Here is a 15,692-nt window from a genome sequence, read left to right as displayed (position 1 = left end):
GCGGCGGCCGAAGCGTTGCCGAGCGCGTCGGGTGGCCGTCTCATGGCGCCGCGAGGCCGTTCCCGCGGCTCGTAGGGTGCGATGCGGGTGTTAGAATGCCTCGCAGAAGTTCCGCCGGCAAAAGTCCGTGATTCGGGTGCTGCGTGCAGCGTGGCGCACGCAGTGCGAGCGGTCAGGCAATCCACGTACGGGCCGGCAGTGCAGTACTCGAAGACCGGGGCGCCGCCCGTATGGACTGCAAGTTCGGGCCGCGCACAATCCGACGTCCACGCAACGAGAACAACCATCGACAAGCCCTTGAGCAAATATCCGTATCCGATTCCCAGCCGCGAAGAGATTCTCGGCGTGCTGCGGACCAGCGACTCGCCTTGCACCGCGAACGATATCGCCGAGGCGCTCGCCATCAAGCGCCAGGAGCGCGAAGGGTTCTTCAGGCGGCTCGCCGCCATGGAGCGCGACGGCCAGATCCGGCTCGACCCGCGCGGCCACTACCAGCTCGCCCATCCTTCGAATTTCGTCGCGGGCCGCGTGCAGGGGCATCGCGACGGCTACGGCTTCCTCGTGCGCGACGACGGCCAGGACGACCTGTTCCTGCCGCAAGGCGAAATGCAGAAGGTCATGCACAACGACCGCGTGCTCGCGCGCATCGTCGGCTACGACCGGCGCGGGCGGCCGGAAGGGCATATCGTCGAAGTCACCGACCGTGCGAACCGCAGTGTCATCGGGCGCCTGCTCAACGAGAACGGCGCGCTGATCGTCGCGCCGGAAGACAAGCGCATCGGCCACGATATTCTCGTCACGCAGAATCCCAAGAAGGCCAAGGTCGGCCAGGTCGTGGTCGTCGAACTCACCGACTTCCCCAGCCGCCATTCGCAGCCGCTTGGCCGGGTGATGGAGGTGCTTGGCGACATCGACGATCCGGGCATGGAGATCGAGATCGCCGTGCGCAAGTACGGCGTGCCGCACGAGTTCAGCAAGCCCGCGCTCGACGAAGCCGCGAAGCTGCCCGACGCCGTGCGTCCCACCGACATTCGTTATCGCGTGGACCTGCGCGACGTGCCGCTCGTCACCATCGACGGCGAAGATGCGCGCGATTTCGACGACGCCGTGTATTGCGAGCCGATGCAGGTCGGCCGTGGCGAGGGCTTCCGCCTGATCGTCGCCATTGCCGACGTTTCGCATTACGTGCTGCCGGGCAGCGGACTCGATGTGGACGCGATCGAGCGCAGCACGTCGGTGTACTTCCCGCGCCGCGTGATTCCGATGCTGCCCGAGAAGCTCTCGAACGGGCTCTGTTCGCTCAATCCGCACGTCGACCGCTGTGTGCTCGTGTGCGACATGGTGATCACCGCACGCGGCGAGATCAAGGCGTACCAGTTCTATCCGGGTGTCATGCATTCGGCGGCGCGCCTCACGTATACCGAAGTCGCGGCCGTGCTGACCAACACCAAGGGCCCGGAGGCCACGCGCCGCGCGGCGCTGCTGCCGCAACTGCAGAATCTCTATGGCGTGTACAAGTCGCTCTTCGCCGCGCGCCAGAAGCGCGGCGCGATCGATTTCGACACGACCGAGACGTATATCGTCTGCAATGCGCAGGGCAAGATCGAGCAGATCGTGCCGCGCCAGCGCAACGACGCGCACAAGCTGATCGAAGAGTGCATGCTCGCGGCCAACGTGTGCGCCGCCGACTTCATGAAGCGCCACAAGCACCCGGGCCTGTATCGCGTGCATGCGGGGCCGACCGCAGAAAAGCTCGAAAACCTGCGCACCTTCCTGCGCGGCATGGGTCTTTCGCTCGGCGGCGGCGACACGCCGCACGCGAGCGATTACGCCGCGCTGATGGCGCACATCCGCGACCGGCCCGACGCGCAGATGCTGCAGACCATGCTGCTGCGCTCGATGCAGCAGGCGGTGTATAGCCCGGACAATATCGGTCACTTCGGTCTTGCCTACGAGGCTTACGCGCACTTCACGAGCCCGATTCGCCGCTATCCCGACCTGCTCACGCACCGCGCGATCTACGCAATCCTGCAGGGCAAGAAGTACCAGCCGCAGGCGCCCGAGGGCGTCGAGCTCAATACCGCGCTCTCGCCGCGCGCCCGCGCGCTGCAGGCCGAGGACGAGGAGAAGCGCGGCAAGCGCGCCCGGGGCGCCAACACGGCGATCTGGGAAGAACTGGGCCTGCACTGCTCGGCGAACGAGCGCCGCGCCGACGAAGCCTCGCGCGATGTCGAGGCCTGGCTCAAGTGCTACTTCATGCGCGACAAGCTCGGCGAAGAGTACGGCGGGATGGTGAGCGGCGTGACGTCGTTCGGCATTTTCGTGCAGCTCGACGCGCTCTTCATCGAAGGCCTCGTGCACGTGACGGAACTGGGTTCGGATTACTTCCAGTACGACGAGATCAAGAACGAACTGCGCGGCGAGCGCACGGGCATTCGCTATCGCCTGTCGGACCGCGTGCGCGTGCAGGTGAGCCGCGTCGATCTCGACGCGCGCAAGATCGACTTCCGGCTCGTGCGCGATACGCCCGTGAAGCCGGGCGGCAACCGGCCGATGCCGGTCGACAAGGGCGGCATGGAGGGTGGTCCGCGCGTGCGTGCGCTGCCGGGCGGCGACATGGCGCGCCAGAAGAAGGCGGCGCCGGCGCCGGGTGTCGCGGTGAAGGAGGCGCGCGCGGCACGCGGCGCTGCCAAGACCGCGAAGAAGCGCTCGGCCGTGAAGCCGACGCCCAAGAAGCAGGCGCCGCGCAAGAAGCGCTGAGCGCCGTGCATGCGCAGCGCCAGACACGCTGCGCAGCCGTTGCATATCCGGGCCGCGCCGCCGTGCGCGCGCCCGGTTTTTTCACTTGCATGCCGCGCCGGGTTTGGCCATATGAAGGCGCGGCTTGCCTACGCCGGACCGCACGACGCGGCCGGCTGACTATCGTTGCCGGCGGCGCTGTGTCTGCGCCGCAAAACGTTCATCAGGGGTTGTCTCAGTCATGTCACGTCTCAAGGTTCTTTACGGGTTTCATGCGGTGACCGCACGCTTGCGGCACGACGCGTCCACGGTCGAGGATGTCTACTACGATCCGACGCGCCGCGACCGCCGCATGCAGGACTTCCTGCACACCGCGAAGGAAGCCGGCGCGCGCGTGATCGCAGCCGACGAAACGCGCCTCTGGGGTCTCGCGCACACGGAGCGCCACCAGGGCGTGGTGGCCCGCGTGCACGATCTGCCGCTCGCGCAGAACCTCGCGGAGCTGCTCGACGGCATCCAGGGCTCGCCGCTCTTGCTCGTGCTCGACGGCGTGACCGATCCGCACAATCTCGGCGCGTGCCTGCGCGTGGCCGACGCGGCCGGCGCGCACGCGGTGATCGCCCCGCGCGACCGTGCCGTGGGTCTGAACGCCACGGCCGCGAAGGTGGCGAGCGGCGCGGCGGATACCGTGCCCTACATCACCGTGACGAATCTCGCGCGTGCGCTGCGCGAGCTCAAGGACGCGGGCGTCTGGGTCGTCGGCACAGCCGGCGACGCGAGCGCGAGCCTCTACGAGACGAAGCTCGACGGCCCGGTCGCGCTCGTGCTGGGCGCCGAAGGCGAGGGCATGCGCCGCCTCACGCGCGAAACCTGCGACGAAGTCATGCAGATTCCGATGGCGGGCACGGTCGAAAGCCTGAACGTCTCGGTGGCTTCGGGCGTGTGCCTGTTCGAAGCGGTGCGCCAGCGCTCGGCGGCGCGCTGATCGCTCAATCGTCCACCGATCGCCTGTTGCGCGATCCGGCGAGATGCGGGCAGCCCGTGCCCGCATCTCCGGTAAACTATGCGGATTCCGCGTTTTTCTCCTCCTCGGGCTGTACTCCCATGACTCAAGACGAACTCAAGCAACTGGTCGGTCGGGCCGCCGCCGACTATGTCAACGCGAACGTGCCGGAAGGCGCCGTGATCGGCGTCGGCACGGGCTCTACCGCGAACTGTTTCATCGACGCGCTCGCGGCGAGCAAGGGCCGCTACCGCGGCGCCGTGTCGAGCTCGGTGGCGACCACCGCGCGCCTCGAAGCGCACGGCTTCAAGATTTTCGACCTCAACGAGATCGAATCGCTGCCGGTGTACGTGGACGGCGCCGATGAAATCGACGGCGCCGGCGCCATGATCAAGGGCGGCGGCGGCGCGCTCACGCGCGAGAAGATCGTCGCGTCGGTGTCGGACGTATTCGTCTGCATCGCCGATGCGAGCAAACGCGTCGAGGTGCTCGGCCAGTTCCCTCTGCCCATCGAAGTCGTGCCGATGGCGCGCACGGCCATTGGCCGCCGCGTGACGGCGCTCGGCGGCGTGCCGGTGCTGCGCGTGCAAAAAGACGGCTCGCCCTTTATCACCGACAACGGCAACGAGATCCTCGACGTCAAGGGCCTGCGCATCAGCGATCCTCGCACGCTCGAGGCGCATGTCAACGCCTGGCCGGGCGTGGTGACTGTGGGTCTGTTCGCCGCACGCGGCGCGGACTTCTGCCTGCTCGGCGGTGAAACCGGCGTCGAGCGCATCGAATACCGCAAGGCCTGAGCGGCCTCGCGCGAGCGGCGCGTGCAACAGGCTTGCATCCGGATTTGCCTGTGCGCTGCCGCTCTCCATTCCGGCAGGCCTGCGTGGCCTGCCGAACCGAACGTCGCGATTAATCATTAAAAGAAAGCGATTTTTCCGCATCTGGTTGTGCGTGCATCCATCTGAAACTTCAATTCGCCTTTCGATTATTTTCGAAAGGAAATTCCCGAATTCAAGACCTTCACCATTCGCTACGTTGAGAACCGCACACAAAGCGCGTGAATGACGTAGCAATAGTCTGACTGTCTGGGATATAAATTCAACCGTCCGGCGACGGTATGCAAACGGTTCGCTAAAAGAGACGTCGAAGCGACCGGACAGGGTAGGGCGGCGCGCCAAAATGCGCAGCGGCTCGAGGGTTTCTGTCAGGCAGTGCGTGGAGTAGTTGGGCGTACGCCGTGCGGTATACGGGGAAACAATGACAACAGCAGGTGCTGGATGATTTGCATCGGACTACTATTCAATGGAGTCCGCGAAACGTACGGGGCTTTACGAAGCGTTCCTTTCTGTTATCCGGATTTAAATCCTGCGTGACCGCCTGATTTGCGCGAATGCGTAAAGCCTGATGGCGTTCTGTGCGCGAGTTCTATCTGGCAACTCCGTTAAACGGTCTCGCCGATATCGGGCTGGTCCGCGGGGATACTCGCGCGTTTTAAATGCAGTGATTTTATCGGCATTGCAATTGAAGTCGTGTTAAATGCGCCCGCGCTATCAGGGGGAGTGCGCGCGCATTCATCCAACGTTCCCCTGCTTTATCAGGAAGACCACAATCATGAAGAAGATTCAGGCCATTTCGCTCGCCGCCATGCTCTCTCTCGGTTCGGCTGCCGCATTTGCTGGCGGTGCGGGCGGTATGGGCGCGCCGTCGTCCTCCACCACGTCGGCGGTGGGCGCGGCTGGCGTCGGCTTTGGCGCAACGGCACTCACGTCGAACTCGACCTCGTCGGTCAACGGCAGCTTCACGTCGGCGCTTACGGTGCCGGGTCATATCGACGCCACCGTGTCGCAAGGCAACCAGTCGTTCTCGAACGCGAGCCTCACGTTCGGTTCGAGCTACACGACGCAAAGCGGCAACGCGCAGACCTACGGCCAGACGGCTAACGGCTACGTCGGCCAGACCGGCACGACGACCACGAACCAGAATACGTCGACGCTCGGCTTCACGAGCGCCACGCAGTCGGGTTCGCAGAACTTCAACTCGTCGGTGATCGACACGTCGTTCGCAGGTTCCGGCGGCAGCTATGGCGGCTCGGGCTTCACGTCGAACGCGGCCGCGAACGGCACCGGCACGGCCAATGCAGACGGCGGCGTCGGCATCGTTGCAGCGGGCGGTTCGGGTTCGCTCACGGGCGGCATGCACTGGTAATCGGAACGGGTCAGCCGTTCGCTAGCGCGTCGGATGGGGGGCGCAGCCCCCTTTCCGTTCACGGAGAGAAGAATGAGCAAGCTGAAACAAAAAATGGCCGTTGCCGGGGTGTTGCTGTATGCAGGCGCCGCGTGGGCGCAAACCACGCCGACGATGACATCGGGGACCACGTCCACGTCGAGCCAGACGAGCACCGTCTCCAATACCGTCGTGTTGCCGGGCGGCGGCACGTCGGACGTCACGTATCACGGCGGCTACGATGTGCGCACGACGCCCACGGTCTACGCGCCGGCCCTGACGGCCTCGGTGACCGAGACCTGCTGGGGCAGCATTTCCGCCGCGGTGTCGGTGGTGGGCGTGGGCGCGACGGCCGCGGGCACCATCAAGGATATGGATTGCAACAAGCGCCTGAATGCGGCCGTGGCATGGCGCATGGACCGCAAGGACATTGCGTTCAACATCATGTGTCAGGAAGACGACTTCCGCGAGGCCGCCGCGCTGACCGATCATCCTTGCGGCGACAATCGCAAGGTCGCGAAGAGCGACGGCGCGCCCGAGCAATTGCGCAATGCCGACACGAGCCCGGACCCGAAGCTGCAGGAGCCGACCGATCCGTTCGTGCGCGAACGCGAGAATTTGCCCGCTTTGCCGCTTGCGCAGGCGCTCGTGCCTGCGACCCATTGACATTGAGAGCCGCAAGGCCGAAGAGATAAAGGGTGTGCTCCCGTTCTCTCCAGCCGGCACGGCAAGACAGGATCGATTCGATCACGCGCTCACGCGAGCGTTTCCGCCTGATGCAGGCGCGGCAGCAGCCGGTCGAATTCGCGGCGCACGAGCCCGTAGCACTCGCAGGCGCGAGCTTCGAGACCCTCGCGATCGAGCACGCGGATATGGCCGCGGCTGTGATGGATCAGGCCTTCGTCGTGCAGCTTGCCGGCTGCTTCGGTAATACCTTCGCGGCGCACGCCGAGCATGTCGGCGATCAGCTGCTGTGTCACGCTGAGATCGTTGGAAGCCACGCGGTCCACTTCGATCAGAAGCCAGCGGCACAGCTGCTTGCTGAGCGAGTGGTGACGATTGCACGCAGCGGTCTGTGCGACCTGTGTGAGCAGCGCGTGCATGTAAAGCAGCATGAGGCGGCGCAGGAAGTCCGAGCGCGCGAATTGCTGCTTGAGGGCTTGCGCGCTCATGCGATAGGCGAAGCCCGCGCATTGTACCTGCACGCGATTCGGCATGGTTTCGCCGCCCGTGAGCACGGGCACGCCCGTCATGCCTTCGCGGCCGACCGCCGCGATCTCGACCGAGCTGCCGTCTTCCATCGTCGAGAGCAGCGAGACGATCGCGGTGGTCGGAAAGTAGACGTGGTGAATGCGCTGGCCGGAATCGCAAATCAACTGTTCCGTGCGCAGATGAACGAGTTCGAGGTGCGGGGCGAGAGCCTGCCATTCATGCGACGGAAGGGCGCCCAGCAAATGGTTGCCGTGAAGATCGGATTGAAGGGTTAACATGACTGGTCCTCGTGCGAAGCGGCGCGAGCCGCCTCCTGTTTTTTGATTCCGTTCGCCGAACTCGTTGTTGTCTGCCGTTTCCCGTGCGGCTTATGTGTTCGTCGTGCCGGCCCCATAGTCCCGCTTGTTTGTGCTCTTTCCTGCTTTCCCGCTCTGTCCTGCCTGGTCCCACTCGCTTGCGTTTGTGTGTGCGGTTTCGGTTGTCCGCGTCTGCGCTCGCGTGGCGATCCCTCTTTAGCAGGGTGTGTGCCAGTCGGTGCGAAAGCACGCATTCACGCGGCTGAGCGAGAGTCGGTCATGCGGCAGCGCGGCGTAACGCCGCATTTTTGTTTCACTTTTGTACGGCGACCTTGCGGGCCGCCGCGCTGCACATCACCTTTTTGAAAGCGGCAAGCCAATGATTCAATTGAATTATTTCTCCTGGCGACCGGGGGATTCAGAAATGGCTCCTCGTTGAAACATGCATCGGGGGTGACTCGTGCCGCGGCCCAAAAAACAAGCGGTTTTGATTCAGTTCTGTTGCAACGCGGACGAAGCCGGCGAAAAAACGTTCGGCGCTGAAACATCGCGCGCGAGTGACTTTGCGGCACGCCCGCCGGTGCGCATGCGGTCAGTGTGGGTATGCGTACAGATTGGCATGCCGAGGTTTGCTCCAATGAGGTCCGTAAAAAGCCTCGAGGCTTCGCCTGGCTCGAGAAGTCGGGGAAGCGCGTGACACATCGGGCGAGCCCGCCGGCAGGCTCGGCGTTCGTCGACGTGACCCGACGTATTTCAACGGGGAGTTCACTGCATGAATCAGCTCGTGACGCCTGGCGGCTTGATCGCGGCAGCCAATGAAGCCGACGTTGCGCTCATCGTTCAGCCCGTGGTGTTGGCCGGGGGCTCGGGCACGCGGCTTTGGCCGCTCTCGCGCGAGCATTGCCCGAAACAGCTGATCGATCTGCTCGACGGCGAGTCGCTGCTCGAAGCCACGGTGCGGCGGCTCGACGGGGTGTATGCCGGGGCAGGTGCGGCCATCCGCAAGGCCGCGCCCGTGGTCGTGAGCAGCGAGGAACTGCGGCTCATGACCGTCGACCGGCTCGGCCGCAGCGGCACGCCCGCTCGCGTCGTGCTCGAACCGGTTGCGCGCAACACGGCGCCTGCGCTCACTGTGGCGGCGCTGGCGGCGCGCGACGGGCACGAGGCGGCGCTAGCGCGCGATGGCGCGGGCGCGGCATGCGACAGCGATCCCGTGCTCATCGCCATGCCGGCGGACCACCTGATTGCGGATCGCGCGGCGTTTGCCGCCGCGCTCGAAGAAGCGGTGGGGTATGCGGCGCGCGGCGCGATTGTCACGCTGGGCGTGCCGCCGCAGCGCGCGGAGACCGGCTACGGGTACATCGGCGCGGGGGCGGCGCTCGGCGCGAGCGGCGCGCGGGTGATCGAGCGTTTCGTGGAAAAGCCGGGCGCCGAACTCGCGGCGAGTTACGTGGCCAGCGGCGATTACCTCTGGAATAGCGGCATTTTCGTAGTGCGCGCATCGGTCTGGCTCGCCGCGATTGCGCTTTGTCGGCCGGCTATCGCGGCGCAATGCGCGGCCTCGTTCGAGGCGGCCGCCATCGACGCCGACGGCACCGTGCATCTCGATGCCGCGGCGCTCGCCGCGTGCCCGTCCGACTCCATCGACTACGCGGTGATGGAGTCGCTCGGCGCCGACGCGCGGCTCACGGGTGTGGTCGTGCCGCTCGTGGCCGGCTGGTCCGACGTGGGCGCGTGGGATGCGGTGTGGCAGGTGTCGAACAAGGATGGGAGCGGCAACGTGGCCCGCGGGCGCGTGATGTTCGAAGACGTGACCGACACGTTCGCGCATTCGGACGGACGGCTCGTGGCCTGCGTGGGCGTGCACGGCGTGGTGGTCGTCGAAACGGCCGACGCGGTCCTCGTTGCGGCGAGGGATCGCGTGCAGGACGTCAAGGCGATCGTGGGCAAGCTCAGGCAGGAGCGCAGCGCGGTCGCGCAGCATCACCGGCGCGTGGAGCGGCCATGGGGCTGCTACGACTCGCTCGACCAGGGCGAACGCTTCCAGGTCAAGCGCATCGTCGTGAAGCCGGGCGGGCGGCTGTCGCTGCAGATGCATCATCACCGCGCGGAGCATTGGACCGTGGTGCGCGGCACGGCGCGCGTCACGCGCGGCGAAGAGGTTTTCCTGCTTTCGGAAAACGAATCGACCTACATTCCGCTGGGCGTCAAGCACCGGCTGGAGAACCCGGGCAAGACGCCGCTCGAGATCATCGAGGTGCAGTCGGGCGCCTATCTGGGCGAAGACGACATCGTTCGCTTCGACGATGAGTACGGCCGGATACAACGTTGAACAGATGCAACGTTGAACGGCACGACGTTGGGCCGCGCGCAAAAAAGCGTGCGTAGAAGAAACATGCACGCCGGCATCCCCGCATATGCACAGCCAGGGAGTGCCGATCGATTTGAAGCCGATTGAAAGCGTGTCGATTGAAGTAAGTGGGCGATTCATACGATCGCCTTACAAAAACAGCAGCGCAAGGGCCGACGCAACACGCGTAAATACGAACACGATGCGTGCGCGCAAGCATCATGTCAGGAGATATCCTGGCTGGCGAATTATGCGAAGCGCATGGCAACTTAACACCTAAGTTCGACGACGCACGAGGGCCCGCGCAGTATCCGGCAAACATGGGCGATAACGCCCACATCGGGGGGTAGGGTCATGGAACTGGGGAACAAGGAACGCTCGCTCGTCAGCAAGGTGATGGACGGGCTGATTGCAGGCATCGTCGAGGAGCGGTACGGCGCCGTGCTGCCGCCGCAGGACATCCTTTCGAAGGAGTTCGACGTGAGCCGCACGGTGATGCGCGAGGCGCTCTCCATGCTGCTTGCGCGTCACATGCTCGACGTGCGGCCGAAAATAGGCACGCGCATCCGGCCCATGCGCGACTGGCGCATGATCGACGAGGACGTCGTGAGCTGGCGTTTCCGCTCGAAACCGGACAAGACGTTTCTGCGCGACGTGATCGAGTTTCGCGGCCTGATCGAACCGGCGGCTTGCGCGCTCGCGGCCACGCGCGCAAGCGCGGCGGACATCGCCGGCATTCGCGAGGCGTTCGAGGCATTGCGCCGGACGAGCACCGACGATCCGGATTTCCAGACCGCCGACGCGCTTCTGCACACGCGCATCCTCGCGGCGAGCGGGAATCAGTTTTATCAGCAGATGGCGGCGATCATTCGCGGCGCGCTCTCGCTCGTGAATCCGATTCTCAGCACGCGTGACGGCGGCTGGAGCAACGTCGTGGCGGCGCATGGGCGCATCGTCGATGCGATCGAACGGCGTGCGCCGAAAGAGGCCGAAGCGGCCGCGCTCGCGATGATCGAATACACCGCCGACGAACTCACTCGCGCGCTCGCGCCCGAGGCGCTGGAGCAGCGCTAAGGCCGTTCGCGGCGTCGCTTTGCTCGCGTCCATGCGCTCGCTGCGCGTGGAGCGATGCGAGCGCATTGCGGCGCGCGGCGCGTGCCGGTATCGTGCGTGTCTTTGGGTGCGCCGTGCATGATGAACGTCGTGCGGCGGCCTTGGACCTCACAGCCGGAGCACGCAGCACATGAGCGAAATACAAACGATACGTTGGGGCATCGTCGGCGCGGGGCGCATTGCGCACCGCTTCGCGCAGGGCGTCGCGCACGTGCCGCATGCACGCGTCGAAGCGGTCTGGTCGCGGCGTGCGGCCACTGCGCAGGCGCTTGCCGCTACCTGCGGCGCACAGGCGTGCGAGAGCGTGGATGCGCTCTTCGCGAGCGGCATCGACGCCGTGTATATTGCCACGATGCAGGACAGTCACGCCCAGTACGCCGTTGCCGCGCTCGAAGCCGGCTTGCCCGTGCTGTGCGAAAAGCCCGCCACCGTCAACGGCGCACAGCTCGAACGCGTGCTCGATGCGGCGCGCCGCGCGCAGCGCCTCTTCATGGAGGCGATGAAGCCGCCGTTCTATCCCCTCTATCGAAAGTTGCGTGCGCAACTGGACGCCGATCCCATCGGGCCGGTGGGGCTCGTGCGCGCGGGGTGTTCGGTGGCCAGCGTACCGGCCGGCCATCCCTCGCTTTCGTTCGAACAGGCGGGCGGGGCGCTGCTCGACATCGGGGTGTACGAAATGTTTCTTGCCGTCGACTGGCTCGGCGCGCCGCGCGGGGTGCAGACCGTGGGGCGCCTCGGCTCGACGGGCGTGGATACCTTCGCGAGTCTCAATTGCCAGCATGAGCGCGGCATTGCGCAGTTGTTCTGCGGGCTCGATCTGCACGGCTATGGCGACGCGCTGCTGGCGGGGCCGCTCGGCAACGTGACGATACACGCGAACTGGTGGAATCCGGCGCGCGCGACGGTGCGCTATGTGGATGGCCGCGTCGTCGAACTCGACGAGCCGTTCGAGGGCGGTGGCCTCAACTATGAGACTGCTCACTTCTGCGAGCTGCTGCGCGCGGGCGCGCTCGAAAGCCCGGTGATGGCGCACGACACCTCGCGCCGCATGCTCGCCATGGCAGACGCTGCACGTGCGGCGCTCGGACTGCGTTTCCCGTGCGAGTGACAAGCTCATAGCGGCTTGAAAGCGACACGGCCCGCCTGTGCGGGCCGTGCATGAAAACGCGCGTGAGGTGAGGCACGCAGGCTCAGTGGCGCGCAGGCAGCGCAAGGCGCCTTTCGTACCAGTGCTGCACCCATTCGAGCACCTGGCAAAGCACCCAGTACACGGCGGCCGCCGCGAGATAGAGCGGCAGCGGCTGATACGTCGAAGCGATGATTTCCTGCGCGCTGCGCAGCAGTTCCGTCACGGTGATGACCGAAACGAGCGACGTGTCCTTGATGAGGCTGATGAGGCTGTTCGAGAGGCTCGGCACCGCGATGCGCAAGGCCTGCGGCGCGATCACGTAGCGCAGGGTCTGGCTGCGCGAGAGGCCGAGGCTATAGGCCGCGAGCCACTGTCCGCTATGAATGCCGAGAATCGCGCCGCGCATGCTCTCCGAGAGATACGCCGCCACGTTCGCGGAAAGCGCGATCACGCCTGCGGGCGTCGGGTCGAGCGAGACGCCGATGCTCGGCAATCCGTAATAAATGACGAAGATCTGCACGAGCAGCGGCGTGCCGCGCATCAGGCTCACATACACGCGTGCGATGAACACGAGCGCGCGCTTCGAGCTGATGCCCATGAGCGCGAGCACGGCACCGCCGATGAGCCCGAAGATCATCGAAAGCACGGCGAACTTGACCGTCAGCACCGCGCCCTGTGCGAGCACCGGCAGCGACTGGATGATGAGCGTATAGATGGGCATGGGCGTAGGTAACGAAATGTGGTGGCGCGTTTTTGCAATGGATGCAGATGTGCGAAGGGCGGCATCGTGCGATGCCGCCCTTCGTGTCAGCCGGACTGTGCGGCGCTCGCGATCATTGCCGGATCATTGCGAGATCGGCTTCGTCACGTCGATGCCGAACCATTTGTCCGAGATCTTCGTGAAGGTGCCGTCGGCTTCGAGTTGCGTCATCGCGTCGTCGATCGCCTTGGCGAACTTCGGATTGCCCTTCCTGAACGGGATGGCCGACGGGTTGCCCGCGCCGACCGTTGCGCCCGTGCGCAGCGGCAGCTGCGAGTTCTTGAGCAGGTAGGCGAGCATCAGGCGGTCGTTGAGCGCCGCGTCGAGGCGGCCCGCTGCGAGGTCGCGCAGATATTCCGGGGCGCCCGGATAGGTCTTCACGTCGATGCCCGGCACCGACTTGGCCATATCCATGTAGTTGGTGCCGAGGCCGACGCCGAGCTTTTTGCCCTTCAGGTCTTCGAGCGACTTGAACTGGCGCGTGTCGTCCTTGCGCTGGATGAGCTGTGCGGCCGAGTACGTGTATGCCGGCGAGAAGTCGAGCGCGGCCTTGCGCTGGTCGGTCACGCCGACCTGGTTTACGATCACGTCGAACTTGCCTGCCTGCAGGCCCGCGATGATGCCGCTCCATTCGGTCGTGACGAATTCGGGCTTGAGGCCCATTTTCGCGGCGACGGCCTTGGCGATGTCGACGTCATAGCCGACCAGCTCGCCGTTGGGCGCCTTCGAGTTGAACGGGGGAAACGTGCCTTCGAGACCGACGCGCAGCGTGCCGCGCGCCTTGACCTGGTCGAGCAGGTCATCGGCGTGGGCGCTGGCAGCGACGAACGATGCGCCAACGATTGCAAGTGCAAGGAGTTTTTTCAGCAAAGCGGATTTCATGTTTTCCTCTTGTTCTGCTGCTGCGATTCTGGTGCTAGTGCACAGCGCCTCCGATGCGCCGTGACTAGCCTGCCACTATAGCTTTACGCGCGGCCCGAGGCCAGCGCCCGCGCGCATTCGGCGACGAGCGCCGGGCCCCGGTAGATGAAGCCCGTGTAGACCTGCACGAGCGAGGCGCCGGCCGCGATCTTCGCACGCGCGTCGTCGCCCGAAAAAATGCCGCCTACGCCGATGATGGGCACGTCTGCGCCCAGCTCGGCGCGCAGCTTGCGGATCACGCTGTTCGAGGCTTCGAACACCGGGCGTCCCGAGAGGCCGCCCGTTTCGTTCGCATTCGGCATGCCTTCCACCGCCGCGCGCGAGAGCGTGGTGTTGGTCGCGATCACGCCTTCGATCTTGTGGCGCAGGAGCGTGTCGGCGATTTCCTTGATCTGCTCGTCGTCGAGATCGGGCGCGATCTTGAGCGCGAGCGGCACGAGCTTGCCGTGCATGTCGGCCAGACGTTGCTGCTTGTCCTTGAGCGCGGCGAGGAGGGCGTCGAGTTCGCCGCCGCCTTGCAGCTGGCGCAGATTCTTCGTGTTCGGCGACGAGATATTGATCGTCACGTAGCTCGCGAACGGATAGACGCGCTCGAGGCAGAAGAGATAGTCGTCGGCGGCGCGCTCGATCGGCGTATCGGCGTTCTTGCCGATGTTCAGGCCGAGAATGCCGCGATAGCGCGCGGCCTGCACGTTTTTCACGAACTGCTCGACGCCGTGGTTGTTGAACCCCATCCGGTTGATGATGCCGCCCGCCTGCGGCAGCCGGAAAATGCGCGGGCGCGGATTGCCCGGCTGCGGGCGCGGCGTCACGGTGCCCACCTCGATGAAGCCGAAGCCGAGCGCGGCGAAACCGTCGATCGCGGCACCTTCCTTGTCGAGGCCCGCGGCGAGGCCGACCGGGTTGCGGAAGGTCAGGCCCATGACGGTGCGCGGCGAATCGGGCACGCGCGGGGCGAGCAGACCCGCCATGCCGGTGCGGCCGGCGGCGCCGATCATGCGCAGCGAGAGGTGATGGGCGTCTTCGGCGTCCATGCGAAAGAGCTGGTCGCGGACGAACGGATAAAGGGTGCTGAACACGGGAAGAAGGCGCGGGCGCCGGAAAATGGGAACCCGCTATTTTAGCGGCAACGCGGGCCCAGGGCGACGCGCCGCGGGCTCAGGCTTCGGGCGTGAGTACGGCCCATGCGCCGTCGAAGAGGCCTTCGAGCGGCTGGAAGCGCGCCTTGTAGGCCATTTTCGGGCTCTCGCGGATCCAGTAGCCGAGATAGACGTAAGGCAACTGAAGGCTGCGGGCCTGCTCGATCTGCCAGAGGATGTTGTAGGTGCCGTAACTCGTGTGGAGTGTGTCCGGCTCGAAGAACGTGTAGACCGAAGAAAGCCCGTCGCCGAGGATGTCGATCATGCTCACCATGCGCAACGTGCCGGGCTGGTCCGGCTGCGCGGGGTCCGGCTCGCGGAATTCGACCAGCCGTGAGTTGATCCGGCTTTGCAGCAGGAACTGCTCGTACTGGTCGCGGCTGTCACGATCCATGCCGCCGCCGGCGTGGCGCGCCGACTGATAGCGCATGTAGAGCGCGTAGTGCGCCTCGTCGTAGTGCAGCGGCGCGACCGTGGCGACGAGCGCGCCGTGCCGCTTCCACGCGCGGCGCTGCGTGCGGCTCGGCGTGAAGCGCTCGACCGGCACGCGCACCGGCACGCATGCGCGGCAACCGTCGCAGTAGGGACGATAGGTGAACACGCCCGAGCGCCGGAAGCCGGCCTTCACGAGATCGGTATAGACGTCGGAGTTGATGAGATGACTGGGCGTTGCCACCTGCGAGCGCGCGATGCGCCCCTCCAGGTAGCTGCAGGGGTAGGGCGCCGTTGCATAGAATTGCAGCGCGGAAAGCGGTGAAAGCGGCAGCTCGTTTGGATGCGTCACGTTGGCAGCTCTCGTAGCAGTTCGGA

General features: G+C 65.5%; 13 protein-coding genes. 8 read left to right on the top strand and 5 right to left on the bottom strand.

Annotated features, from left to right (window positions below; translation table 11 throughout):
- The first annotated feature begins 297 nt into the window (after positions 1-297).
- The 5 genes from rnr to C7411_RS12215 all read left to right on the top strand — a co-directional run bounded on the left by rnr (position 298) and on the right by C7411_RS12215 (position 6,628).
- On the top strand, positions 298-2,760 hold the full coding sequence (gene rnr / locus C7411_RS12235; RefSeq protein ID WP_110384560.1) for a ribonuclease R: 2,463 nt from the start codon (positions 298-300) through the stop codon (positions 2,758-2,760).
- Positions 2,761-2,980: 220 nt separating this feature from the next.
- Entirely contained in the window at positions 2,981-3,724 is a 744-nt protein-coding gene (gene rlmB, locus C7411_RS12230; RefSeq protein ID WP_110384559.1) for a 23S rRNA (guanosine(2251)-2'-O)-methyltransferase RlmB, read from the top strand.
- Between the two features lie 119 nt (positions 3,725-3,843).
- A complete protein-coding gene (gene rpiA, locus C7411_RS12225) occupies positions 3,844-4,539 on the top strand; it encodes a ribose-5-phosphate isomerase RpiA (protein ID WP_110384558.1) in 696 nt (231 codons plus the stop codon).
- Positions 4,540-5,350: 811 nt separating this feature from the next.
- Complete coding sequence (locus tag C7411_RS12220; RefSeq protein ID WP_110384557.1) at positions 5,351-5,944, top strand: hypothetical protein; 594 nt, start codon at positions 5,351-5,353, stop codon at positions 5,942-5,944.
- 72 nt (positions 5,945-6,016) lie between these two features.
- Positions 6,017-6,628, top strand: coding sequence for a hypothetical protein (locus C7411_RS12215; protein ID WP_110384556.1), 612 nt, complete (start codon positions 6,017-6,019; stop codon positions 6,626-6,628).
- 89 nt (positions 6,629-6,717) lie between these two features.
- On the opposite strand, the gene C7411_RS12210 is transcribed toward C7411_RS12215, so the two are convergent.
- Positions 6,718-7,452 (bottom strand): Crp/Fnr family transcriptional regulator, encoded by a 735-nt coding sequence (locus C7411_RS12210; RefSeq protein WP_110384555.1) that lies wholly within the window; start codon positions 7,450-7,452, stop codon positions 6,718-6,720.
- 790 nt (positions 7,453-8,242) lie between these two features.
- Between C7411_RS12210 and C7411_RS12205 the strand changes: the two genes are divergently transcribed.
- The 3 genes from C7411_RS12205 (at position 8,243) to C7411_RS12195 (ending at position 12,041) form a co-directional block, all read left to right on the top strand.
- Complete coding sequence (locus C7411_RS12205; RefSeq protein ID WP_110384554.1) at positions 8,243-9,802, top strand: mannose-1-phosphate guanylyltransferase/mannose-6-phosphate isomerase; 1,560 nt, start codon at positions 8,243-8,245, stop codon at positions 9,800-9,802.
- Between the two features lie 372 nt (positions 9,803-10,174).
- Complete coding sequence (locus C7411_RS12200) at positions 10,175-10,894, top strand: FadR/GntR family transcriptional regulator (RefSeq protein WP_110384553.1); 720 nt, start codon at positions 10,175-10,177, stop codon at positions 10,892-10,894.
- 169 nt (positions 10,895-11,063) lie between these two features.
- Complete coding sequence (locus C7411_RS12195) at positions 11,064-12,041, top strand: Gfo/Idh/MocA family protein (protein ID WP_110384552.1); 978 nt, start codon at positions 11,064-11,066, stop codon at positions 12,039-12,041.
- An 82-nt stretch (positions 12,042-12,123) separates the two neighbouring features.
- Here the strand turns inward: C7411_RS12195 and C7411_RS12190 are convergent, their stop codons facing one another.
- The 4 genes from C7411_RS12190 to C7411_RS12175 all read right to left on the bottom strand — a co-directional run bounded on the left by C7411_RS12190 (position 12,124) and on the right by C7411_RS12175 (position 15,666).
- Positions 12,124-12,783: an amino acid ABC transporter permease gene (locus C7411_RS12190; protein ID WP_110384551.1), complete on the bottom strand. Its 660-nt coding sequence runs from the start codon at positions 12,781-12,783 to the stop codon at positions 12,124-12,126.
- A 123-nt stretch (positions 12,784-12,906) separates the two neighbouring features.
- Positions 12,907-13,704 (bottom strand): cystine ABC transporter substrate-binding protein, encoded by a 798-nt coding sequence (locus tag C7411_RS12185; protein ID WP_110384550.1) that lies wholly within the window; start codon positions 13,702-13,704, stop codon positions 12,907-12,909.
- Positions 13,705-13,787: 83 nt separating this feature from the next.
- Positions 13,788-14,822, bottom strand: coding sequence for a quinone-dependent dihydroorotate dehydrogenase (locus tag C7411_RS12180; RefSeq protein WP_110384549.1), 1,035 nt, complete (start codon positions 14,820-14,822; stop codon positions 13,788-13,790).
- Between the two features lie 79 nt (positions 14,823-14,901).
- Positions 14,902-15,666 carry an arginyltransferase gene (locus C7411_RS12175; RefSeq protein ID WP_110384548.1) on the bottom strand — a complete coding sequence of 255 codons (765 nt, stop codon included), beginning with the start codon at positions 15,664-15,666 and terminating at the stop codon, positions 14,902-14,904.
- Between the last annotated feature and the right edge of the window lie 26 nt (positions 15,667-15,692).

Origin of the sequence: Paraburkholderia silvatlantica (assembly GCF_003096715.1) — a bacterium.
Taxonomy (GTDB): domain Bacteria; phylum Pseudomonadota; class Gammaproteobacteria; order Burkholderiales; family Burkholderiaceae; genus Paraburkholderia; species Paraburkholderia silvatlantica.
The sequence above is the reverse complement of the archived record's forward strand: the minus strand, read 5'-3'. Positions and strand labels throughout refer to the sequence as shown.

Bases quoted from the DNA above. Each gene is read 5' to 3' on its own strand.
- C7411_RS12200 (WP_110384553.1), top strand. From the start codon at position 10,175: ATGGAACTGGGGAACAAGGAACGCTCGCTCGTCAGCAAGGTGATGGAC.
- C7411_RS12220 (WP_110384557.1), top strand. From the start codon at position 5,351: ATGAAGAAGATTCAGGCCATTTCGCTCGCCGCCATGCTCTCTCTCGGT.
- C7411_RS12215 (WP_110384556.1), top strand. From the start codon at position 6,017: ATGAGCAAGCTGAAACAAAAAATGGCCGTTGCCGGGGTGTTGCTGTAT.
- C7411_RS12210 (WP_110384555.1), bottom strand. From the start codon at position 7,452: ATGTTAACCCTTCAATCCGATCTTCACGGCAACCATTTGCTGGGCGCC.
- rpiA (WP_110384558.1), top strand. From the start codon at position 3,844: ATGACTCAAGACGAACTCAAGCAACTGGTCGGTCGGGCCGCCGCCGAC.
- rlmB (WP_110384559.1), top strand. From the start codon at position 2,981: ATGTCACGTCTCAAGGTTCTTTACGGGTTTCATGCGGTGACCGCACGC.
- C7411_RS12205 (WP_110384554.1), top strand. From the start codon at position 8,243: ATGAATCAGCTCGTGACGCCTGGCGGCTTGATCGCGGCAGCCAATGAA.
- C7411_RS12190 (WP_110384551.1), bottom strand. From the start codon at position 12,783: ATGCCCATCTATACGCTCATCATCCAGTCGCTGCCGGTGCTCGCACAG.
- C7411_RS12185 (WP_110384550.1), bottom strand. From the start codon at position 13,704: ATGAAATCCGCTTTGCTGAAAAAACTCCTTGCACTTGCAATCGTTGGC.
- C7411_RS12195 (WP_110384552.1), top strand. From the start codon at position 11,064: ATGAGCGAAATACAAACGATACGTTGGGGCATCGTCGGCGCGGGGCGC.